This window comes from Brevibacillus parabrevis, assembly GCF_003710905.1.
Classification (GTDB): domain Bacteria; phylum Bacillota; class Bacilli; order Brevibacillales; family Brevibacillaceae; genus Brevibacillus; species Brevibacillus parabrevis.
Window position 1 is genome coordinate 106243 of sequence record NZ_RHHV01000013.1, and the last position, 20441, is coordinate 126683.

General features: G+C 53.6%; 24 protein-coding genes. 6 read left to right on the forward strand and 18 right to left on the reverse strand.

The window, feature by feature from the left end:
• The first annotated feature begins 20 nt into the window (after positions 1 to 20).
• From EDM60_RS20105 to EDM60_RS20115, 3 genes are all read left to right on the forward strand, one after another.
• Positions 21 to 479, forward strand: a complete 459-nt coding sequence (locus EDM60_RS20105) for an AraC family transcriptional regulator (protein ID WP_122965575.1) — start codon at positions 21 to 23, stop codon at positions 477 to 479.
• A gap of 165 nt (positions 480 to 644) precedes the next feature.
• Entirely contained in the window at positions 645 to 1592 is a 948-nt protein-coding gene (locus tag EDM60_RS20110; RefSeq protein ID WP_122965576.1) for a helix-turn-helix transcriptional regulator, read from the forward strand.
• Between the two features lie 65 nt (positions 1593 to 1657).
• Entirely contained in the window at positions 1658 to 2179 is a 522-nt protein-coding gene (locus EDM60_RS20115) for a DinB family protein (protein ID WP_122965577.1), read from the forward strand.
• On the opposite strand, the gene EDM60_RS20120 is transcribed toward EDM60_RS20115, so the two are convergent.
• The gene (locus EDM60_RS20120; protein WP_122965578.1) at positions 2176 to 2967 is read right to left on the reverse strand and encodes a DUF169 domain-containing protein; all 792 of its coding nucleotides are present in this window, start codon (positions 2965 to 2967) and stop codon (positions 2176 to 2178) included. The two genes, EDM60_RS20115 and EDM60_RS20120, sit on opposite strands and share 4 nt — an antisense overlap.
• Positions 2968 to 3185: 218 nt before the next feature.
• Here EDM60_RS20120 and EDM60_RS20125 point away from each other — a divergent pair, with 218 nt between their 5' ends.
• Entirely contained in the window at positions 3186 to 3779 is a 594-nt protein-coding gene (locus tag EDM60_RS20125) for a hypothetical protein (RefSeq protein WP_122965579.1), read from the forward strand.
• 133 nt (positions 3780 to 3912) lie between these two features.
• On the opposite strand, the gene EDM60_RS20130 is transcribed toward EDM60_RS20125, so the two are convergent.
• The 15 genes from EDM60_RS20130 to EDM60_RS20200 all read right to left on the reverse strand — a co-directional run bounded on the left by EDM60_RS20130 (position 3913) and on the right by EDM60_RS20200 (position 16301).
• Positions 3913 to 5226, reverse strand: a complete 1314-nt coding sequence (locus tag EDM60_RS20130; RefSeq protein WP_122965580.1) for a VWA domain-containing protein — start codon at positions 5224 to 5226, stop codon at positions 3913 to 3915.
• A gap of 70 nt (positions 5227 to 5296) precedes the next feature.
• On the reverse strand, positions 5297 to 5968 hold the full coding sequence (locus EDM60_RS20135; protein ID WP_122965581.1) for a Tad domain-containing protein: 672 nt from the start codon (positions 5966 to 5968) through the stop codon (positions 5297 to 5299).
• Positions 5969 to 6460 (reverse strand): TadE/TadG family type IV pilus assembly protein, encoded by a 492-nt coding sequence (locus EDM60_RS20140; protein WP_233454107.1) that lies wholly within the window; start codon positions 6458 to 6460, stop codon positions 5969 to 5971.
• Entirely contained in the window at positions 6424 to 6648 is a 225-nt protein-coding gene (locus tag EDM60_RS20145) for a hypothetical protein (RefSeq protein ID WP_233454108.1), read from the reverse strand. The genes EDM60_RS20140 and EDM60_RS20145 overlap by 37 nt, the downstream gene beginning before the upstream one ends.
• A gap of 39 nt (positions 6649 to 6687) precedes the next feature.
• Entirely contained in the window at positions 6688 to 6888 is a 201-nt protein-coding gene (locus tag EDM60_RS20150) for a hypothetical protein (protein ID WP_122965583.1), read from the reverse strand.
• Positions 6885 to 7604 carry a hypothetical protein gene (locus EDM60_RS20155; protein ID WP_122965584.1) on the reverse strand — a complete coding sequence of 240 codons (720 nt, stop codon included), beginning with the start codon at positions 7602 to 7604 and terminating at the stop codon, positions 6885 to 6887. Before EDM60_RS20155 ends, EDM60_RS20150 begins: the two co-directional genes overlap by 4 nt.
• 54 nt (positions 7605 to 7658) lie before the next feature.
• Positions 7659 to 8558, reverse strand: coding sequence for a hypothetical protein (locus EDM60_RS20160; RefSeq protein ID WP_233454109.1), 900 nt, complete (start codon positions 8556 to 8558; stop codon positions 7659 to 7661).
• Between the two features lie 50 nt (positions 8559 to 8608).
• Positions 8609 to 10018 carry a VWA domain-containing protein gene (locus EDM60_RS20165; protein ID WP_122965586.1) on the reverse strand — a complete coding sequence of 470 codons (1410 nt, stop codon included), beginning with the start codon at positions 10016 to 10018 and terminating at the stop codon, positions 8609 to 8611.
• A gap of 118 nt (positions 10019 to 10136) precedes the next feature.
• Complete coding sequence (locus EDM60_RS20170) at positions 10137 to 10361, reverse strand: hypothetical protein (RefSeq protein ID WP_122965587.1); 225 nt, start codon at positions 10359 to 10361, stop codon at positions 10137 to 10139.
• 98 nt (positions 10362 to 10459) lie between these two features.
• A complete protein-coding gene (locus EDM60_RS20175) occupies positions 10460 to 11395 on the reverse strand; it encodes a type II secretion system F family protein (RefSeq protein ID WP_122965588.1) in 936 nt (311 codons plus the stop codon).
• A 4-nt stretch (positions 11396 to 11399) separates the two neighbouring features.
• The gene (locus EDM60_RS20180) at positions 11400 to 12326 is read right to left on the reverse strand and encodes a type II secretion system F family protein (protein WP_122965589.1); all 927 of its coding nucleotides are present in this window, start codon (positions 12324 to 12326) and stop codon (positions 11400 to 11402) included.
• Positions 12304 to 13692, reverse strand: a complete 1389-nt coding sequence (locus EDM60_RS20185; protein WP_122965590.1) for a TadA family conjugal transfer-associated ATPase — start codon at positions 13690 to 13692, stop codon at positions 12304 to 12306. Before EDM60_RS20185 ends, EDM60_RS20180 begins: the two co-directional genes overlap by 23 nt.
• Positions 13693 to 13704: 12 nt before the next feature.
• The gene (locus EDM60_RS20190; protein ID WP_122965591.1) at positions 13705 to 14862 is read right to left on the reverse strand and encodes a CpaE/TadZ family protein; all 1158 of its coding nucleotides are present in this window, start codon (positions 14860 to 14862) and stop codon (positions 13705 to 13707) included.
• Between the two features lie 3 nt (positions 14863 to 14865).
• A complete protein-coding gene (locus EDM60_RS29490) occupies positions 14866 to 15726 on the reverse strand; it encodes a CpaB family protein (protein ID WP_122965592.1) in 861 nt (286 codons plus the stop codon).
• Positions 15727 to 15848: 122 nt separating this feature from the next.
• Positions 15849 to 16301, reverse strand: a complete 453-nt coding sequence (locus tag EDM60_RS20200; protein ID WP_233454110.1) for a prepilin peptidase — start codon at positions 16299 to 16301, stop codon at positions 15849 to 15851.
• Between the two features lie 511 nt (positions 16302 to 16812).
• On the opposite strand from EDM60_RS20200, the gene EDM60_RS20205 reads away from it, so the two are divergent.
• The gene (locus EDM60_RS20205; RefSeq protein ID WP_122965593.1) at positions 16813 to 17958 is read left to right on the forward strand and encodes a response regulator; all 1146 of its coding nucleotides are present in this window, start codon (positions 16813 to 16815) and stop codon (positions 17956 to 17958) included.
• Positions 17959 to 18054: 96 nt separating this feature from the next.
• Here EDM60_RS20205 and EDM60_RS20210 read toward each other — a convergent pair whose 3' ends face one another.
• Positions 18055 to 18786 (reverse strand): polyphosphate polymerase domain-containing protein, encoded by a 732-nt coding sequence (locus EDM60_RS20210; protein ID WP_122965626.1) that lies wholly within the window; start codon positions 18784 to 18786, stop codon positions 18055 to 18057.
• A gap of 98 nt (positions 18787 to 18884) precedes the next feature.
• Positions 18885 to 19244, reverse strand: coding sequence for a response regulator (locus EDM60_RS20215; RefSeq protein ID WP_122965594.1), 360 nt, complete (start codon positions 19242 to 19244; stop codon positions 18885 to 18887).
• A 342-nt stretch (positions 19245 to 19586) separates the two neighbouring features.
• On the opposite strand from EDM60_RS20215, the gene EDM60_RS20220 reads away from it, so the two are divergent.
• Entirely contained in the window at positions 19587 to 20414 is an 828-nt protein-coding gene (locus tag EDM60_RS20220; protein WP_122965595.1) for an AraC family transcriptional regulator, read from the forward strand.
• Positions 20415 to 20441: the final 27 nt, after the last annotated feature.

Consider the following 20441-nt stretch of genomic DNA (forward strand, 5'->3'; position numbering starts at 1 on the left):
GAAGAAAGGAAGTACCATCCATGAAATGCAAAGTCGAAACTATCCCCCCCTATCGCATTGCGTATATGCGGCGAGTCGGTCCATACGGTCCTGCCAATGTGGAAGTAATGGAGGAGCTAAAAAAATGGGCGAAGGAGAAACAGCTTCTGGAATCAGCTATCCTGTTTGCCGTTCCACAAGATAACCCACAGACAACCGCTCCTGAAAGCTGCCGATTTGATGCTTGCATTGTGCTCTCCGCAAATTATCAGTTGGACGATGCCGATTCCATTTGCGAAGGCGAGCTTGCGGGCGGGAATTACCTCGTTTTCGAAGTCAAGCATACAGCAGAGGACATCCAGCGGGCGTATGCTGAAATTTTTCCTGCTCTCCACAGCAAAGGCTATACGCTGGACAGCAAGCCCATTTTGGAAAAATATACGGGCGATATCACAACCAATCCTTATTGCGAAATATGTGTGCCAGTAACAACATTATAGATTAGTCTTATGGCATGGCAATACTTGCAGCGATAGCGTTGGCGGCGCGACACGACATGGCGCGGCGTGACGACCGTCCGGCAGAAAGTTCATCTCTGGCTTTTGTTCGCTCGACGCAAAAACTACAATGGGGATGAGAAACGTTTTGGGAAATGGGGTCTATGCATGAACAAATCAGACCGCCTGCTGGCCATTGTGCTGGAGCTTCAGCGCAAGCGCACCTTGCGCGCGGAAGATTTGGCCGCGACATTCGAGACGAGCGTGCGAACCATCTACCGGGATATGCAGGCGTTGAGCGAAGCAGGGGTCCCTGTCGTCGGCTCGCCAGGGCAAGGCTACTCGCTGATGGAAGGCTTTTTTCTGCCGCCCGTTCGCTTTACGGTGGAGGAAGCCGTCGCGCTGCTGATCGGCGCAGACCTGGTCGAGCAGGCGTTTGGCAAAAATTACGGCCACAGCGCCCGCGGTGTCCAACGCAAAGTCGAAGCGCTTCTGTCGCAGGAATTTATCCGAGAAGTAGAGGGGATTCGCTCGACCTTTCGCCTGCTCGATATCGGAGAAGCCAACCAGCGCGAGCGGGAAAAACAATATGCCGAGCTGCTCCACGAAGCCATCCTGCATCGCCGCAAAGTCCGCTTCCGCTATCGCAAAACGATCCCCGAGACAGACGGCAACCGCGAGAGCGTGCGCGATGCGGCTCCCTACGGGCTTGTGCTGGCGCGGGGCGTGTGGACTTTGCTCGCCTTTTGCGATTTGCGCCAGGACATCCGCAGGTTCCGCCTGTCCCGCATGAGCGGGCTGACCATGCTCGAAGACAGCTTTGACCTCCCGGAGCATTTTTCCTTTGACGATTACAAGCCTCCCGACAACCGCACACTCGAAGTCCGCCTGCTCGTCCAGCCAGCGATAGCCGATCAGGTGCTGGAAGCAAAGTCCTTTTATATAGAAGAGATGGCCGATCATCCGGACGGAGTGCTGGTCACGCTGCGCGTCCGGCAACTGGAGGAAATCTCGGACTGGGTTCTGGGGCTGGGGGCAAATGCGCTCGTTCTCGAACCGCCATCCCTCCGCGAAAAAATTCGCGAGGAAGCGGAAAAATTGCTAAAACGCTACTGACATACAGTTGTCAGTAGCGTTTTTGTATGCTTGTGACAAAGAATGAAAGAGGAGCTGACCACAAGATGAATCCAACCGAAATCATGCACAGCATGCAACAAGTAACCGATCTGTACATCCAGGAACTCGAAGCATTTGACATGGACCGTCTGCTGCAAAAGCCAAGCGAAGAGGAATGGTCCATCGGCCAGATGTACCAGCATCTGATCCAATCGGCCCTCTATATGCAACTCGCCAACATCGAAGCGTGTAGAAAAGGCGCGCCCGAAGTCATCCAGCCGGACGCCCAAATGTCTGAGGATGGGCAAGCGATCTTTGCCCAAGGCTCCTTACCGCCTATCCGCATCCACGTTCCTGCTTCGCCCCAATATACACCCAAGCAGCCAGAGAACAAAGAGCAGCTGCACGACGGCTTGCGCACTGTCCTGCGCCTGATGCAAGAATTGGAGCCGACCTTGCAGGATATTCCGACACACCACAAAGTCGCACACCCTCGCTTCGGGCCTTTGAATGCGCAGGAGTGGTTTGCGCTTGTAGAGATGCACTATCGCCACCATCTGCACCAATTGAACAGGCTAAAAGGCTAGTTTTTTTCTCCGAACAGACCAGCGAGCTTTTGGTAGGTCGGCGGAAACTCTGCCTGATAGCGCAGGAAGGACGGGATCGGGTAGCGTATCCCGCCTTTTTGCGTGGCTGCCAGCCCTTCCACCAGCTCGGCTGCATCGCGGAAATGAAAGCTGAACGCCATCTCGTGGTCCTGCGTCTGGGCAAACAGCCGATCCCCGTAACAGGGGACGATCACTTGCGGTTGTCCGGTCTGGATCGGCTTGATCGCAATATCGGCGCAGTCCGCCCGGCTGGAAAAAGTGGACGGAATCGAGCCGCCGCGCTTGTAGAGCATTCCCGCCACCAGCCGCATCACCTGTGCCGCGTTTCCGTAAATGACAACCACGTCCGGCTCGACCTGCGCCCGCTCCAGTGGGTATGACACGTAGTAGCCGCTTTCCTCCGCCGAAAATTTCGGGACATCCGCCTCGCTTTTCGCTCCCGTTTCCAGCGAGTCTGTGTACATCCCGCAAGCGAGATGGCCCTCGGTGTAAAACGCAGGTTGTTCCTCGTAGCCGAACGCCACCTGCGCGATCGGACAGGACAGATCTGCGCCGTTCATGGCAATGCTCCAGCCATAACGTCGCGAAAAGCCGACCGCCTGGCAAATCGTGATCGGGTACCCCAAGTCTTGCTGCGGTCGCTTTGCCTTTGTCGGCAATGCCGCTTCCTCGCGAATGATCGAAATGCCCACAGGGAACGTTTCCGTCCGCACATACGTTTGAATGGCCTCATTCAACTCCAGGGCAGTAATGGTACTCGTGCTCATAGCGCTTCTCCTCCTCGATTCAACAAAATTGCTCTCGCTCACCAAAACACCCGTACACTGAATTTTTCGTCTTTTCAACCCTCATGTCCTGTCTGTCCGCCCTATTTCTTTGCAAACTTACAACATCGTAAGGTAGTGGAAAGGAAAATCGATATCTCCTGGCCCCGTTTCCTGTTAGGATAAGAAAAGATTACGCAACAGGCACGGAGGCTTGACCCATGAAAAAACTGGCAACCTTTTTACTCGCGACGACCATCCTGGCGTTGTTTATCATAGGCTGTTCCAAGCCCAATACACCTGAACAGGTGCAGGGGCTGGGAAAAGAAGAAGCGGCGCAAATCGCTGCGGGCGCTGTTCGTCAATATTATCATCTGACGGTAGATACCGCCGATCGGGAAATTACACTTGAAGACCCTGCCAAACTGATCGATGCCGCCACTGGCGAGCCGATCTACAAAGGAGTGCCCGTTCACGCCCTGCTTCGCGGCGAGCCGAAAAGCGGAGATATATCCGGCTACCACGCGATCATCGAGCCAAAGACAAAGCAGCTTCTCTCGCTCTCGATTGACGTGATTGGCAAAGACGGCGAGAAAGCGACGAAAACGATCGCTGAAGCCGATCTGGAAAAAGCCGCAGCCGACTTCGTGCGCTCGCAAAACTTGCTGGCCACGGCTGACTTTCAGCTCGTTCGGACTTCCGAGGCCACAGACAACGATCTCAAGCGCTACTTTTACTATTCAGACGGCCACAACGCAATCGCCATCGGGGTCGATACTGCCTTGAAGCAGGTCGTCACCTTCACCTATGACTGATGTAGCCGACTACCGACTGCATGCAGCGAAAGCGAAACACCGTGCGATTGCTCCGGCAGAAACGCCCCAGACTGCTTTTCGTGCAAAAAAGTCCCGTTGCCAGACACACCGTCTCAGGCAGCGGGACTTTCTATTAGCTTCCACTGTATTTTTCCTCGATTTCCTCTTTCATTTCCTGATAAGTCTTGTTGGTAAGGTTCACCAAATAATCGGTAAGCTCTTCTTTCGCCTGCGAGGCTAACGCTTCCCTGTCCTGTCTCTGCTTCGTAAAATACGCTTTGGCCTGGCTGCCGATCTTGCCGCTTGCCGCCAAATACTCGATCGCGCTTCCGATGTTCAAGCTCTCCCGCCAGCTTTTCTCGTACCAGTCCCGGTTGTAGGCGTCGATCCACTTGCGGCGGTCGATCAGCACCTCGCCTACTTCCGTCAGGGCGTCCCGCTTCCACTGCTCCCACTTTTGAGCGATTTCTTTTGCCCGCTCCAGCTCTCTTTTGAATTGCTCGCGGTTCGTCACGTTGGCATACAAGCCTTCCGATGCCTGGGCAATCGCCTTCAATTGCTTCTGCCCTTCGGCGTTCATGTCAAAGCCGATCACGTTTACGAGCGGCATGATTTGCGACTGGGACAGCTCTTTGGCTACAGCCACCGGATCGCCGCCGCAAGTCTCGATGCCGTCGCTGACGAGGTAGATGACGTTCGTGTTTTTATCCGCCGAAAACGCGGCCAAATCTTGCTGGGCAAGCTTGAGAGAATGGGCGATTGACGTCCAGCCAGTCGGCTCAAACAGTGCAAGCGCCTGGTCCAGCCGCTTCGGCTCGTACGATTGCAGCGGATAGACAAGATCGCTGCTGGAGCAGGAGAGCTGTTTGTCTCCATCGGCATTGCTCCCTTTATGTCCATAGACGCGCAGCGAAATGTTTGCTTCCTCCGGGAGTGATTCGGCAAATTCCTTGATCGCTTCCTTGGCCAGTTGCATCTTGGTTTTGTCTCCCATTTTCCCGGCCATGCTGCCGCTCGCGTCCAAAATGATTTCGACGTTAAAATTTTCCCGAAACTGAAACCGCGCATCCTCGATGCCGGGATCTCCAAACGAAGCCAATTTCCAGCGATCCACAACCATCTGCGGACTGAGGTAGTCTTCGGAGAACAAAACGAGCAGCTGATTCCAGTACAGTTGCAAATACGCTTCGTTCATCCCATCCACCACAGTAGGCATTTTGTCGAGAATGGCAGCAATAGCCGGCCGATGCGGATGCTGGGCGAGGTAAAAATGCGTGCCCGCCAACTGTCCGGGCTGCTCCGCAATCAACTCCTGCGTGTTTTGCGGCCATTTCACCTCGCCCACTCGCGGCCCTGCTCCAGATGCGCCAAGGGTGCAGCCGCACAGCAGCAGTGCCGTCATCAAGCTGTTCACCAGGCCGAGCATTCGCCTGTACTTACCGTGCATTCGGTCATAGCCTCCTTGTCGTGTGTATGTTCTGCATCATCGGATATGACGAGATGAACCGTGCTTTCCTTTACAGCGTGATAGAACTGAGAAAAAACCCTCCTGCCGCATGGAGAAAGCCAATCTGTCTGCTCGATCCCGTCTGGTACACTTCCTCCTCGTGCTTCGGGTCAGGCATGAAGGAAAAGTCAAACGTAGTGGAGCGGAAGCGGACAGAAGTCTGTACCTGGATGCGCTCATCCGCGGTGACGACAATTTGCGAACCGGGCACTGTGGCGTGATTGGCGTCGAGGATCGTGACGACGACATCCCGCAGCTTCGGGGCCGCTTCTGCAAGACCCGCCTGCACATACAGCAGCAGCTCCACGTTTGCTGGCAGCCAGCTTCCCAGCACCTGGTCAATCGCTTCGTACCGCACCTCGCTCCTGGCCCAATCCGGATGGCTCGCGCGGATAGCGGCTTCCGCCTGATCCACGAACGGCTTGATGTATGTCTCGTCCTTCAGGCGCATGGGAGATCGATCGTAGCGAACGAGTGCCTTTTCCATCTCGTCGTAGATCGGCTTGACCGCCGCCAGCGCCGCTTGCTGCGCACTGTCTGACGCTTGCTCCTTGACGACGAAGACTGTCGAGAGGTTAAACAGCGCCATGAACAAGATGAGCATGATGAGCATAAAGATCGTAAGCGTAAAGATTGTGACATTGCCTCGTTCATTCCGCAAACACGCCAGCCAGTCTCTCATCTAGTGAACCACCCTGCTCGTGATCTCGCGCTGGAACGAAATCCTTTTGTCCGCCTCATCCATGTTCTGTGTCAAAATATCCGGCAAAAAGGCGATTTCCAGGTTCGCGCCGACCATGACTTTGAAGTACCCGTCACTTGTCGTCTCGATGTACGACTCTCCCCTGTCGAAGCCGATACCGCCACCCGCTCCGGCTAACACTTTTTCAGCGGCGTTCAGTGCACTGGCCTCGCTCCCGGTGATGGCGAATACTTTTGCCGCCTCATTGGCAGCCGATTGCGCGGCGATCACCCCGTACACGCCGATCAAAAACTGCCAGCAAACGAGCATGATGAGAAAAAGCAGCGGCAAAATCCCGAGAAACTCAATCGTGACCGAGCCTTTTTCCCCGGACAGCAGACGCGACAGCTTTCCTGCGTTCCTCGCGTTCGCGCGGCCCTGTCTTGCGCCCGGCATCACCCACTGCCTGGGCGTACGGTTAAACAGACGCATGTTTCTTCCGGAGAAAAGCCAGATGATTTTTTTTTCATAAACGGCAGCCCGATCGCCAAAATGACCAGCTGGATCGGAAAGTCTCCCCGGTAAATGGCGCCGATGATCGCCGCAGGCACAATCAGGGCGTAAAAATAAAGCAGCATGAACTTCCAGAAACGCTGCCAGTTTTTCTCCTGCTTGGACATGTCGTTTCCCCCTCCATGATTATTCGCTTGGCGTCGTCTCTACCACTTCACTTCTTTGCGGCGTGCGTACTCCATGCCAGACTGTTCGATATAGGGCAGCGCAAACCAGACAAGCAGCAGCGGATACGGAATCGTCTCCCCCACTACCATGAGCAGGCAGCAGAGCGGCAGGAGCACGCCGTACAAAACAATCGCGATCCCGTTCCAAAACCGCTGCCTTTTCGCTTCTTTTGTCGTCAAGCCGTATCCCTCCTCCCGGTATCCACGCTCTCCGCAGTCGCTGGCTCACTCATCCATCTGTGCGTATACATCGTCAGCATCACCGCCATCAGCGGAAAGAAAATGACATTCAGCAAAATCTGCGTAAAGAAAACCGCGCCAAAGCTGGTCGTAATGTACGTGACGGTAAACAGCCCGATCACACTGATGCCCCACTCGATGGCGCTAATCAGCAAAATCACGCCGAGAATAGAGAAAAAATGCTTTTTCCCCAGCGCAAACGCCTTTTTCCAGCTCTGCTGCACCGGCTGTTTTTTCATGACCGTCAAATAAGGAGTCAAGTAAAACAGCACGAGGATGACAATCCCCGGCACAAAAAACAGCATCATGCCAAAAGACACGGCCAGGACGTAGACGATCCCGAAGACAAACACGGCAAAGCCTTGGTCCAAAAACGTGCGCAATGCCTGGCGAATCGGCCGTTCCTCTCCCGCAAGCTCGCTTTGCACATACTGGGCAAACGGAAGCTGCACGACTGTCAAAAACACGAGCAGCAAAAACAGGTTGAAAAAGGCGGAAACCACCTGCCCGCCCGTCAAGGCAGCGATAAAGTGGATATAGTTGACGGTAAAATTGTGAATGAGCAAAAAAGGCAGAACGACGACCGCTGACAAGAGCAGCATGGACTCGATATTGCGTGTATAAAACAGGAAGCTTTCTTTGATCGGATGCTTCACTCTGACTCATTCCCATCTAACGTTTTGGCGGCCAGTCACGACCAGTATCAGACGCTAGGCGAACCGTTTGAACAGCTTGCGTCCCCATTTCGCCAGCTTGCTGCCTACCCACAGAACGCCGCCGACTGAGACAAGCACGACAGCGGCCGTCTGCCCTCCGGGAATCATGGCGGCGATGACCCCGGCATCCATGAGCGTGCTGCCGAAGCTGCCTGTTCCGTCGATCGCATAGTCGATGCGCTCAGACTGGCTGTTGCCTGAATCAAAGGCATCCTGAAAGTTCGTGAAGGTGTCGATGCTGTCAAACACCAGACTGATTCCCGCTGTCGCGACGTTCAAGCCTTTGACCAGTCCTGTCACTTGCAGGCTGCTTGCCGTGTCTTTGATGAACTTGAAATTCATCCAGGCGGAAGCAGCGTCGAAGCCGTCGACAGGCAAGCCGCTCACCCAGTCGAAGGAAGTGTCTTTCAGATGAATGTCGATCGCCTTGACGCCCAGCTCGACCAAAAACAGGCTGCGCATGCTGGCAAAGGTAGCCGGGTCTACATTCCCTTCCGCCATGTCGGCCACCATGCTGAGACTGCCGCCGAACGCACTGTTGATCGACCAGTTTACATAGTCGTAGGCTTTGGAATCGCCCTTGCCGGAAAGGCTGCCCGGTGTGACGCTCCCTGGCTGAACATTGCCAGGACGGGTGTTTCCTACATCCAGACTCCCCGGCTGTATCTCACCGGGCGAAATCTCTCCTGTTTCCCATTGAAAACTACCAGGCTGTATGTCATTTGGCGAAATATTTCCCGGCCTGATCTCTCCCGGCTGGACTGCGCCTGGACGCACGTCGCCAGGCGCCACAGACTCTGCATGCACAAAAGCTGCAAAGGGGAAAAGATTGATCACCAGTATGAACAGGGCAACGATGGCAGCCCAATTCGTCCGTCTTGCTAGACGCTTCACAGCATTCACCCCGATTTCCTTAATCCCTGGCAAACCACTGATTGGCGGCGCTAGTTTCCGCCTGCATTGATGCCGTACTGCTCAGAAATGGCTTCAATGGTTTCCTTGTATGATTTTTTGGCCAGAGAATCGAGCATGTCTTCCAGTTCGTCCGCCCGTTTATCCACGTTTCGCTTATGTTCATCCTGCAATCGGGCCAACCCTTCGGCGAGCTGCTGCGGGAACCGTTTATCCCGTTTGATCTGCCGAATCATCCAGTCGACGTTTCGCTTCTCATCGTCGGCCAAAAACTTCCACTCCAGCTTGTAGTGCGTATTGTTTACGAGCAGATTGACTTTTCGGGAGTACGCTTCACTGGATTCCTTGCGCCTCCATTTGTACCACTCGTCCGCAATTTCTTTTGCTTTGGAAAATTCGTCCTGCAACCCTTTTTTGTCGCGGATCGATACATAGCGGCCGCGCGCTGCTTCTGCGACTGCCTTTAGCTGCTTTTGTCCCTCTCCGTCCACGTCAAAGCCGATGACATTCAAGACAGGCGTGATGTTAGAATCCGCCAACTGCTTCGCTGCTGCCACCGGATCTCCGCCGCATGTCTCGATTCCGTCGCTGACGAGAAAAATCAGGTTGGTATTCTTGTCCCCGGCAAGCTGACTCAAATCTTTCTCTGCCTCCTGCAAGGAATGAGCGATCGGAGTCCAGCCCGTCGGTTGGAATTGATTCAAGCTTGCGGCGAGCTTTCCGGCGTCGTATTTTTGCAACTGGTACACCAGCTCGCTGCTGCTGCAAGAAAGCGCCTTGTCGGAGTCTTTGCCGCTCCCTTCGTTCCCGTACACGCGGAGGGCCACATTCGCCTCTTTGGGCAACGTCTCGGCAAACGCTTTGATCGCTTCCTTGGCCGCGTCCATTTTGGTTTTGCCGTCCATCCGGCCTGCCATGCTGCCGCTCGCGTCGAGAATAATTTCGACGTTGTACTGCTCCTTGAACTGAAAGCGGGGATCGTCGATTTCAGGACTTCCGAACGAAGCCATTTTGATATCTTCGATCAGCCGTTCCGGATCGGGGTAGTCTTCGGCGAATAGCCCGAGCAGCGCCATATAGTACATGCCGACAACCTCCTGATCGGGGTTTTCGATGGCGGGCAGCTCCTGCAAAAACGTCTGCAGCTCTTGTTCATGCTCGGAATAGTTGCTTCCCGCATAGCGCCCGATAGGAAAACTGGCAATCTCGGCGGCCGTCTCCGGAATTTTTGTGGCTCCCTCAGGAAGCAATGCTTTCAGGGAAGCGATTTGCTCCTCCTTCGACGACTTCTGCTCCTGATTGACTGGCTGTTCCACCTGCTCGTTGGACACCGCTTCCGGTGGCGTCGTCGGTTCCTGCGTGCTCGACGGCTCGTCGCTGGAGCAAGCATGCAAGATGACCATCAGCCCGAGGGCTGCAATCAGTACCTTGATAGCTTTCATCTGTATGTACCTCCGTCATTTCAGAGCTGCTTGTTGTTCCCAGGCAAAAAACAGGGAAAGTTAGTGGTGAAAATCAGCTTCCACCACTAACCGTAGGCACCGGAATTGACGCTTGGCATTAGTCACCTGTAATCTTGTCGCCAATGTGCTCAATGACATCGGACAGCGTGCCGGAAACGGCGTTGCCCACGTTTTCATCTTTGCTGAAAAAGGTCGCTACAGCGCCAAGCACCGCCAGGACGACTGCAGCCAGTGCGATCCATTCAATCGATTGCGCTCCCTTTTCGTTGCGCAGGGAAAAGCTTGCTTTTACAAACAGTTTTTGCATCAATGTTGTCACCATCGTTTTTTCCTCCAAACGGGAATGTATTTAATAGGTAAAAAATGACTCCCGGACGCCTCTGCCTGCATCACCTCCCTTACAGGCATCCGATCCAGCATTTATTGGAAAATGCCCGTAAACGTCTTGGCATTTTCCAAAATGTTCAGTACCATCAGGCCGCCGATCATCAGCATGGCGGTCGGGGCGACGACGAGCGTGGTAATCAGCGTGACCTTCGGCGAGGCCTTCGCCGCTTTTTCCTTGACCAGCTCTTTGCGCATTCGCCGCATGTTGTCCGCCTGCACCTTGAACGTCACCGAGATCGGCACACCCAGGCGCATTCCTTGGATCAATGCCTTGATCAACAGTTGAAATTCCGGGTTGTCGTTGCGCCGCAGCAGTTGCTCGTACGCTTTTTCCCGCGGCACGCCAAGGTCGATCTCCTGGTTGAAGCGCGAGAACTCTTCCTGAATCGGCCCGCTGAAAAAGCGGATGACTTCGCGCAGGGCGTGATCGAGACTGACTCCGGCCTGCAACGTCACGCTGACCGTATCGAGAAATTCGGGCAGATCGTAGCGGATTTGCTGCTGGCGCTCGCTCGCCTTTTTCTTCAACCAGAGGATCGGCAAAAAATAGCCAGCCAGCGGCCACAGGATCAGCCCGAACTGGGCGAACGGAAAGCCGAGGACGAACAACAACGCCCCGATGATGATGCCGAGCAGGGCGAGCACGATTTTGACGCCTTGAAAGCGGGCTACAGTCAAATCGAGCGGGCGGCCCGCCTTGAGCAGCCAGTCCTCCACCTCGTGCGACTCGCTGAAAAAGTTGAAACGCTGCCCGAGGACCGCATAGTCATCCCCGTAGCGCAACAGCCGCTTGACCAGTCGTTCCGAGGCCGTTTCCGGCTTGCGCACATCGTACGTCCGCTGCCCCGTCACCTCGTACATATGCTCGATCAGCGTGCGCTTTTGCACAGAAAACAAATACCATTCCTTTAAAAATATGGAAAAGAACAATAAAAACAGAAACAGACAGGTGATGATTAGTGCATCCATCGTTTCACACCTTTATGTTGGTCACTTTTTTCACCAGGATGTAGGACAGCAACGTTCCGATCAGGAACAGCCCGAGCAGCACCAGCCCCATCGGCGTAAACAGCGGATCGATAAAGCCTTTGTTAATCATGTTCATCATCAGCACCAGGGCGACGGGCATGATCGGCACGAGATACGAGACGTAGCGCTGCTCGGCGGTCATCGTCTTGATTTCCTGCGAGACGAGGCGGCGCTCCTCCATCGTCTCGGCCATCTCCTGCAGCACTTCGCTCAGGTTGCCCCCTGCCCTGCGCTGGATGAGCAGCGTCGCCGCGAAAATGCGGAAATCGCGCGTCGGAATCCGCTTTTCCATCTCCATCAGCGCCCGGTCAAAACTGACGCCAAGCGCCAGCTCCCGCGACATCCGCTTGAACTCTTCTCCCGCCGGAGCGTTCAGTTCTTTTGCCACAATCGCGATCCCCTGAGTCAGCGTCAGCCCTGCGCGCAACGAGTTGGCAAGCAGGCGGCACACCTCCGAGAGCTGATCGTTCAATCTCTCCAAATATTTGTGGCGCCGGGCAAAAAAGACGGCTTTCTGGATGACATACATCGCGCCTCCGCCTGCCATGAAGTTGTAGGGAGCCGGAATCGCCACTACGCTGTGCAGGAAAAACCCAAGCCCCATCGTCCCGACGAACATGCCCGCGAAAAATTCGGAAGGGGTCAGCGGAATGTTGGCCTTTTTCAGCTTTTTGCCGATCTCCTGGGCGTATGACTTCTGGTCAAAGCGGTCGCCCCAGACGACGATGAAGCTTTTGCGCTGTGTCTTTACCTCGTACCAGTCTTCCGCTTTCTTTTTCCACTCGTTTTTCTTCGTGCGGTATCCGAGGTATTCGTACATGCCCCAAATTCCGAACAGCACCGCCAGGCTAAACAGAATAGCTAGGCTCACGTCTGCCCCCTCCTTTCGCCGTAAACATCGACTCGTCCAGCTCAATCCCGAATACTTTGAACCGCTCCAGGCTGCGCGGGATGATTCCGGTCGGGGTAAAATATCCGAGCACTTCGCCTTTGCTGCCGATTCCAGTCCGGTGAAAGCGGAAAATTTCCTGCACCTCTACCCGTTTGTCCTCCGACTTCGCCACCTCGGAGATCGAGACGATCTTGCGCGTCCCGTCCGACAGCCGCATGACCTGTACGATGATGTCGAGCGCACTGACGATGTACTCGCGGACGATGGCAGAGGGCAAATCCATCCCCGCCATGACGACCATTCCTTCCAGACGGTTGAAGGCGTCCAGTGGCGAGTTGGCGTGCACCGTGGTGAGTGAGCCTTCGTGACCTGTATTCATCGCTTGCAGCATGTCGAATGCCTCTGCGCCGCGCACTTCCCCGACGATGATCCTGTCGGGACGCATCCGCAGCGAGTTGCGCACAAGCTGGCGGATCGTAATTTCGCCTTTTCCCTCCATGTTCGGCGGGCGCGCCTCCAGTCCGACGCAGTTCGGATGGGTCAGCTTCAGCTCCGCCGAGTCCTCAATCGTAATGATCCGTTCATAGTGGGGGATCGCTCGCGCGGCCGCGTTGAGCAGCGTCGTTTTCCCGCTCCCGGTACCGCCGGAGATCAGCACGTTCATCTTCGCTTCCACGACTGCCTGGATGTAGCACGACATCGCTTCGTCAAACGAGCCGAATTGTTGCAAATCGTCCATCAAATACGGCTCTTTGCGGAACTTGCGGATCGACACCAGCGTTCCGTTCAAGCTGATCGGCGGGATGACCGCATTCACCCGGCTCCCGTCTTTCAGGCGGGCGTCGACCATCGGCGAGCTTTCATCAATCCGCCTGCCGAGCGGAGCCACGATCCGGTCGACGATGTGCCGCAAATGTTCCTCATCGCGAAACTTCAAGTCGGTCAACTCCAGCCGCCCGCGTTTTTCGATGTAGACGAGGTTGTGTCCGTTGATCGAGATTTCCGTAATCTCCGGGTCCGCAAGCAGCGGCTCCAACGGCCCCAGCCCCACCGATTCGTTGATCAGGCGAGTCAGCAGCAATTCCTTTTCGCTGCGCGGGATCACGACTTTTTCTTCCGACATGTACTGCGACACGAGACGCTCAATCGCCACCCGCATTTCCTGCGAGCCGAGGCTGGTCAGCCGCTCCAGATTGGTTTCCCGCAAAAGGCGTGTCTTGTAATGCTCTGCCAGCTCGTCAATGTAAGGATTGAAGGCGGGAGCCGCAAGTGTCGCTGCCAGTGTCGTCCGTGACGACTCATCTTCTGCTGTCTTCTGCTCTTGCTTGCGCTTGAATAAAGCCATCTAGCTCCCCCCTCAAGACAGTTTGCTTTGGACCCATTTTCGGATGTCTTTTGCCGCAGGAGTCAGTTTTTTCTCATTCGCTTCTTTTTGCAACGGCCTTCCCTGATTGACAGCCGCCTGCACCCCCGCGTGATCCCGCCTGATTTCCGCGGTAATCGGGGCGTTGAACAGCCCTTTCAGGTCGGACACGGCCAGCTCGTTATCCCGGCCCACCTGGTTGACGACGACTTCCAGCCTGCCCTCGGTATCGATGCGCAGCCGTCTGAACAAGTCTTCGACGAGCCGATAAATTTGCACAGAAGGCGTATCCAGGTTCATCACGTAGTAAATCATGTCGGCTTCCGACAAAGCGGCATAGACCAGCTCGTTCATATGGCTCGGCAGGTCGATGATGACGAAATCATAGCTGCGGCGGCTCGCCCGGATCAGGCGCGTGACAAACGCCTCGGACATGTTTTCCACAATCTCGGCGTCACGCGGGCTGACCAGCACTTCCAGCTTGGAGTGAGCCTCGCGCTGCGCCACGTTGCGGATGTGAAATTCGTTCATCTCATTCATGACCGGAATCAGGTCCCCAAGCGTGCGGTTGCTGTCAAACGACAGGAACGTCTCCACGCCCCCGTACTGCAAGTTGAGATCAATCAAAAGCACGCTGGCCGTCGATTCCAGCTTCAGCGACTGGGCAAAGCCTGTGGCGAGCTGCGTACAGCCGCTGCCTCCCTTGCCGCTGTAAAAGGAATACACCTTGCCCCGCCCGCGCACAAACGCTTTGCCGGAAGCATCCGCGCCTTTTTTGCGCTGCTGGATTTGGGACAGCTCGGATATTTTTTCGAGGCGATCGGTCAACAGGTTCAACTCGTCTGGCATGACGATGTACTCGACTGCTCCGGCGCGGACGACGTCCCGCAGCAGGGCAAAATCTTGCCTTTCCGTCAAAAAAATGACGATTCCCTCTGGCAGCTCGCTCTGTATGTATTGAACCAGCTCGACTCCGGCCCCCTCCTCGGGCTGGACGAGCAACACGACATCGGGTCCGATCCGGTCGATTTCTTTTTTCACTTCGCTGGAGGTCGTATAGCGTGTTTGCTCATACCCGGCCAAAAATTCCGTGAGCATTTCCTTGACCGAATCGTAATCTGCGACTACAAGAATTTTCACTTCTTTGCTCATGACTTACCCTCCGGTTTTGGGTGCTGGATTGGTTGGCGGCTGTACCGAAGTTGGCGGTTTCGCTGGCTGCTGCTGATTGGTCGGTGCTGGTTGAGTTTGCCCGGCTGGCTGAGCCGCTGGTGCCGTCACTGGCGGAGTCGCTGGTGTTGTGGCTGGCGGCGTTTGCGGCTTTGTTTCCGCAGGCTTTGGCTTTGGCGCCGTCTCCGTCTTGTTCGGCTCCGTGGTTGTAAACGGGTCGGGAATCCCCAGCTCTCCTTTGCCGACATTGGCTTTCAAAATGCGCATCAGCTCGGCGTAGTGCTGCTGATGGATGAATTTGGGCACATCCTCAAACGGCAGCTCCAGCGCCACGCCCTTGAATTTGTTGTCCGACTTCGCCACCATGGCGACAGGAACGTCCTTCATGAACACTTCGGTTACAGGCTGACCCGCCTTCGTAGTCGAGATGATAATATCCACACGGTCCAGCGCCTCCAGCTCCTGGTCGAACATGATTTTTCCCGACGCGTACACGGTAATCAGCCGATTGTTTTGATCGCGGACCATATTCGCCGGCTTCAAAATATTTTTCGTAATGATGTCGCCTTTCGACAAAGGGACGACCGTTACCTGATTTTTCAGACTCATCTTGTCGACAACGTACGAACCATCCGCGTACTTTTTCGGAATTTGTCTTGTCGTCAATTGATCGGGTTGGATCAAGGCACGAGAGGGAATATCGACATTCGCCTCGTAAATCTCCACCATCTCCCCGAGCTGCGCGTTCATGTCCTTGATTTTCTTCAAAAACAGAAACCCGGCCAGAGCCGCAAGCAAAAAGGATAACGCCAGAAAAATAATTGCCCGTCGTTTCGATTCCAACATGAAAAGGTTCCCTCTCTTTTTCTGTAGCTAGAATAATGTCAAATCATGCTGTACAGCCCATTTTTCCATAATAAGTAAAAACACACACTGTTACTATCGGATTATTCCCCGAGAATCACCGCCTAGTAATAGATAACCATTACCAGCAACAGTCCGGTTCCCCCCGCGATGAATGGAGCCAGCGGGATTTCCCGATCCAAAGTCACCTTTCGCGACAGTCTTGAGGCAAGCCATACGGGAAGCATGATGACTCCGGCAAGCAGATAGGCAAGCACCATCGCGAACAATCCCGCCTGCCAGCCCAACGCTGCCCCAACCACGGCAAGCAGCTTGATGTCGCCACCCCCCAACTGCCCATTGCTGATGACGGCCATCCCGAGCGACAGTCCGCCAAGCACGACGACCCCCAGGAGGTGCGCCAGCCAGTCTTCCGGCCGAAGAACCGCATGCGCGATCAGAAAATAGGCGATCCCAGGCAGCGTCAACCAATCGTAAATCAGTCGGTAGCGTAGGTCTGTATACACAGCCACTGCCATTACGAAAAGAATGGGAACGATGACATACAAGGTCGGCACGCGCCCTCCTCCCCCTTTCTTTTGGAGGAAAATTTCACCACCACTGACGATCATTTGGGGAATATTGTTGCGCATTCGGGAAAATTTTTTGGGTTATTTTAGAAAAAAATTTTGCCATTTCCGCTCGGAACAGGTCCTTTTACCTTGATCCTGCTCCCTCGCTGCCCGGCGTATTTTGCCGAATCGCGCACGGACCAAAATACTTGTATGACAAAAAGAGTGGTTCAGCAGATCCGCTTCTGCCAAACCACTCTTGCCCTGCTTTTCCCTATGCGATTTGAGCACGCGAAAGGAAACCGTCATGCCGCGATGAAGCCCGGCCGGAAGGAAAACGCGCGTGTTCATCCAGTTGAATCAGCAGCCGATATGTACCGGAGTGATGCGTGGCTGAAATCTCACCATAAGCTTTACAATTCCTTTTCGGCTGATTAAAGCAACTTTTCAGAGGCTTGTGATGTCTACAATAGAGGGAGTTTTATGCATTCAAGACAACGTAAGGAAGGAGAAGTCGATGAAAGCAATCTTGGTCGATGACGAACAACTGCCTTTGCAACATCTACAGATCATGCTTGAGCAAAAAATAGGTGGCATACAGGTGATCGGGACGTTTACCAACCCGATCCAGGCGATTGAAATGACGCATAAGCTTCGCCCGGATGTCGTCTTTCTCGATATCAACATGCCGCAAATCAACGGTCTGGAAATCGGGGAGCAGCTCCAGAATGCCGATCCTTCCCCGGAAATCGTCTTTGTGACCGGCTACGACAAATATGCAGTAGACGCTTTCGAACTGTGCGCGCTGGACTACATCATGAAGCCTGTCCAACTGAAACGACTGGAGAAAACCGTCGAGCGTCTGCGGGAAAAAATCAACATCGCGCAAACAACCGAACAGCAAGCCACGCCGCTTGTCTCCATCCAATGCTTCAACCATCTCCAGTTCCACATGTCCGGCCAGGAGCCGCAGGAGATCAAATGGCGAACAAACAAAGTGCGCGAACTGTTTGCCTACTTGTTTCATCACCGCAACAAAACGGTGGACAAAGATACGCTTTTGGAGCTTTTATGGCCCGATTACGATTTATCCAAAGGAATGCCTCAGCTCTACACAGCGATCTATTTGATCCGCCAAACGTTGAAGCGATCCGGCATCAAAACGGTTACGATCAACAAAGGCAACCTCGAAACGGGCTACAAGCTGACAGTGGAGTCCTCGTTGATTGACGTAGATGAATGGGAGAAGCGCCTGGCGCAGCTGGCTCCGCCTTCTCGCGACAACATCGCCGATTACGAGCAGACGCTTGCCATGTACAGCGGCGATTACTTTGGCGAGTACGACTATTTGTGGGCCGAGTACGAGCGGGAGCGTCTGCGCCGATTATGGCTCCAGCTCGCGAAAAAAATGAACCACTTCTATCAGGAAAAAGGCATGCTTGCTGAAGCGATTCAAGTAAACGAGCGCATTCAGCTTTTGCATCCTTTGGACGAGGACTGCTATTTCTCCCTGATGCAGCTCTACGACGCCATGAATGATCCCGCATCGGTCGAAGAGCAGTATGAATTGCTCGCTACGCGCTGGGAGCAAGAGCTTGATTCCGCTGTGAATGAGGATATTTCGAACTGGTTTCAAGCGTGGAAAGCAAAGCAGTATGCGTAAGGCTACGCACAAGCGCTACTCGAAAGCCCTTCCCGGCCCATTTGTCAGGAAGGGCTTTGACATCTGCGAAAAAGACTGCATTCCACGCTCGCACTGTTAATTGTTTAAATTTTTAGTTTTTTCTCTGCATACAGCGTATTTGGAGATCAGCGTCCGCTGGTTGCTCAAATTTTGCAGCAAATATTGGATGTTAAAAGGAAGGAAATGATCGAACTTGACTTCCATAATCAGCATCGGCTGTGGAATGACGCTCACCATCGCGAGCTGGTCGTTGAACAGATCATCGAAATCAACAGTGGTCATCAGCTGCTTGTCGAAGGTCACTCGCACATTGCCTGTTTCCATCGCATACGCTTCCCGGATGTAGTCGGTTACAATCCGTGGGGCAAAAAGGGGCTGTCGGCTCTCCACATAAAAATCGCGGAGCAAACTGCTCTCCGTCTCCTTGAGAAAATCGGTTTGTCCCGTCATGATGCTCGCATATTCGTCCCGCGCAATCGCAACCGCTTCCTTGCAAATGTACCCGCCAATCTTGCTCTTTCGCTCCATTTTGATTGCAGCGTCACTGTTGTTGTAGATGCGGATTCGATACTTTCTGCCGCTGGATGCGGCGTTCTTTTTATCTTCCAGAGCCATGTCCTGAATATCGTCAAAATACAGGCTGCGAATCTGATAGCCTGTTTCGTCAATCGAGTGCGGGTCTAGATACGCAATCAGCCGCAGCTTTTTTCTGATCGTCTCGTAGTCGCTCCAGTGAAGATAATACTTCAGCTCATGACGAAATACTTTGCTGCCCGCATGCCTTCCTGTCGCCCTGGTCCCTTTCATTTCAGCCCACCCTCTTTTCCAAATCAAAAACACCATGATTATTCGTCTCATCCAAACGAAAAATGGTGTCGTCAAGCTCGTCTTCATACATGAAATCTTTAGCCCAATGCGTTGCGAACAGCCCATTCCACACGGTCAAGCTGAAGCGGTTTGGCGATAAAATCGCGCGCACCAGCCTGAATTGCCTTGATGACGGTATCGCGCCGCACGACAGCTGAGCATATAATGATCTTCGCATCTTTGTCCATATCCATGATTTTGTGAGAGGCGCGAATCCCATTCATACCGGGCATGGAAATGTCCATAAAGACAAGCTCTGGCCTGTACAGCCCGTATTTATGGACGGCATCTTCGCCTGAATCAGCCTCCACCGTCACTTCCAGCCCCAGGGACTCCAGTATGTTGCGAAGCATGGCTCTCGTAAAAGCGGTATCATCCACTATCATGATGCTGCTCATTGACATGACTTCTCCCCATCCCGACCTGTGTTTGATCGAAAGTTTCAGCAGGACTCAATCCCTATTGAATGCCCCGTAGAAAGACAGGCAGGATTATTTTGGCTAAAATAGGAATCAAGACCTTTTCTATACGTACTCCTCATTGTACTCTGACCATCTGAACAAATTCTGAACAAGCGCATAAGTTTTACGAAAAACTGACCCGATGCCGCCCCCCGGCTGTTTGAACATGAGCCGGGAGCGGCACTTTTGTTGTGCAAATAGATTGACACTGATATTCATTATCAATAATGTGGAAATAGACGAGAGCCGGCAAACTACGATGGAAATGAGGCATGCAATGTGAAAATCGACGTTGATCAGTTAGCAAAGCATTTTGCGCACATTCCTTTTCAAGTGGAAGGAGTATATCGATATGCCAGAGATCCCGGTGTGCCTCACGCTGACTATACAGATTCTTATCCTGGATTCGTGTTCCCCCTTACAGGGAAGGTGCAATTCCAGTTTAATGGTACACCTTATATTCTTTCGCCAGGAAAAGTGGTGCATGGCGGTGCAAAAATGAGTCTGGCGCAAAAAATGTTTGGCAAAACCAACTGGGAATATATTCTCGTCCAATATCGGATATGTGACGCAGAACTGGAAGCGTCCAGCTTTTCGCATCAGCATTTTGAATTAGCAACGGGACACTCCCCCCGTCTGATCGAATTAATCATGCGTCTTTGGCATGTGTACAATCAGCGTGGCGGCATTTCCATGTTTCAGACCGAGATGCTGTTTCGAGATGTACTGAATGAGGCGTTGTTATGTGTTGCGAATCGGCAAAACAGCTATGAACCACACGCATTATTCGAACGGGTAGCTCAATATATTCATGAACACTACTATCAAAGCCTTACGATAGCATCGCTTGCAGAACAACATAACGTCAATCGCAATCGGCTTTCTTACGTATTCAGAAGATATGCAGGCATGGGACCAGCAGAATATTTATTGAAGTACCGCATCAACATGGCGCAAGAAATGCTAGTAACAAGTGAATTGCCCGTACAGCAAATTGCACAAACGGTTGGCATTGCCGATCCTTTTTATTTTAGTCGAGTGTTCAAAAAACAATTAGGCATTTCCCCCACTGAATATCGCGAGCAGTTCATCAATAATCCATGCTGATTTCAACAGGCATCCATTCTCTCCGAA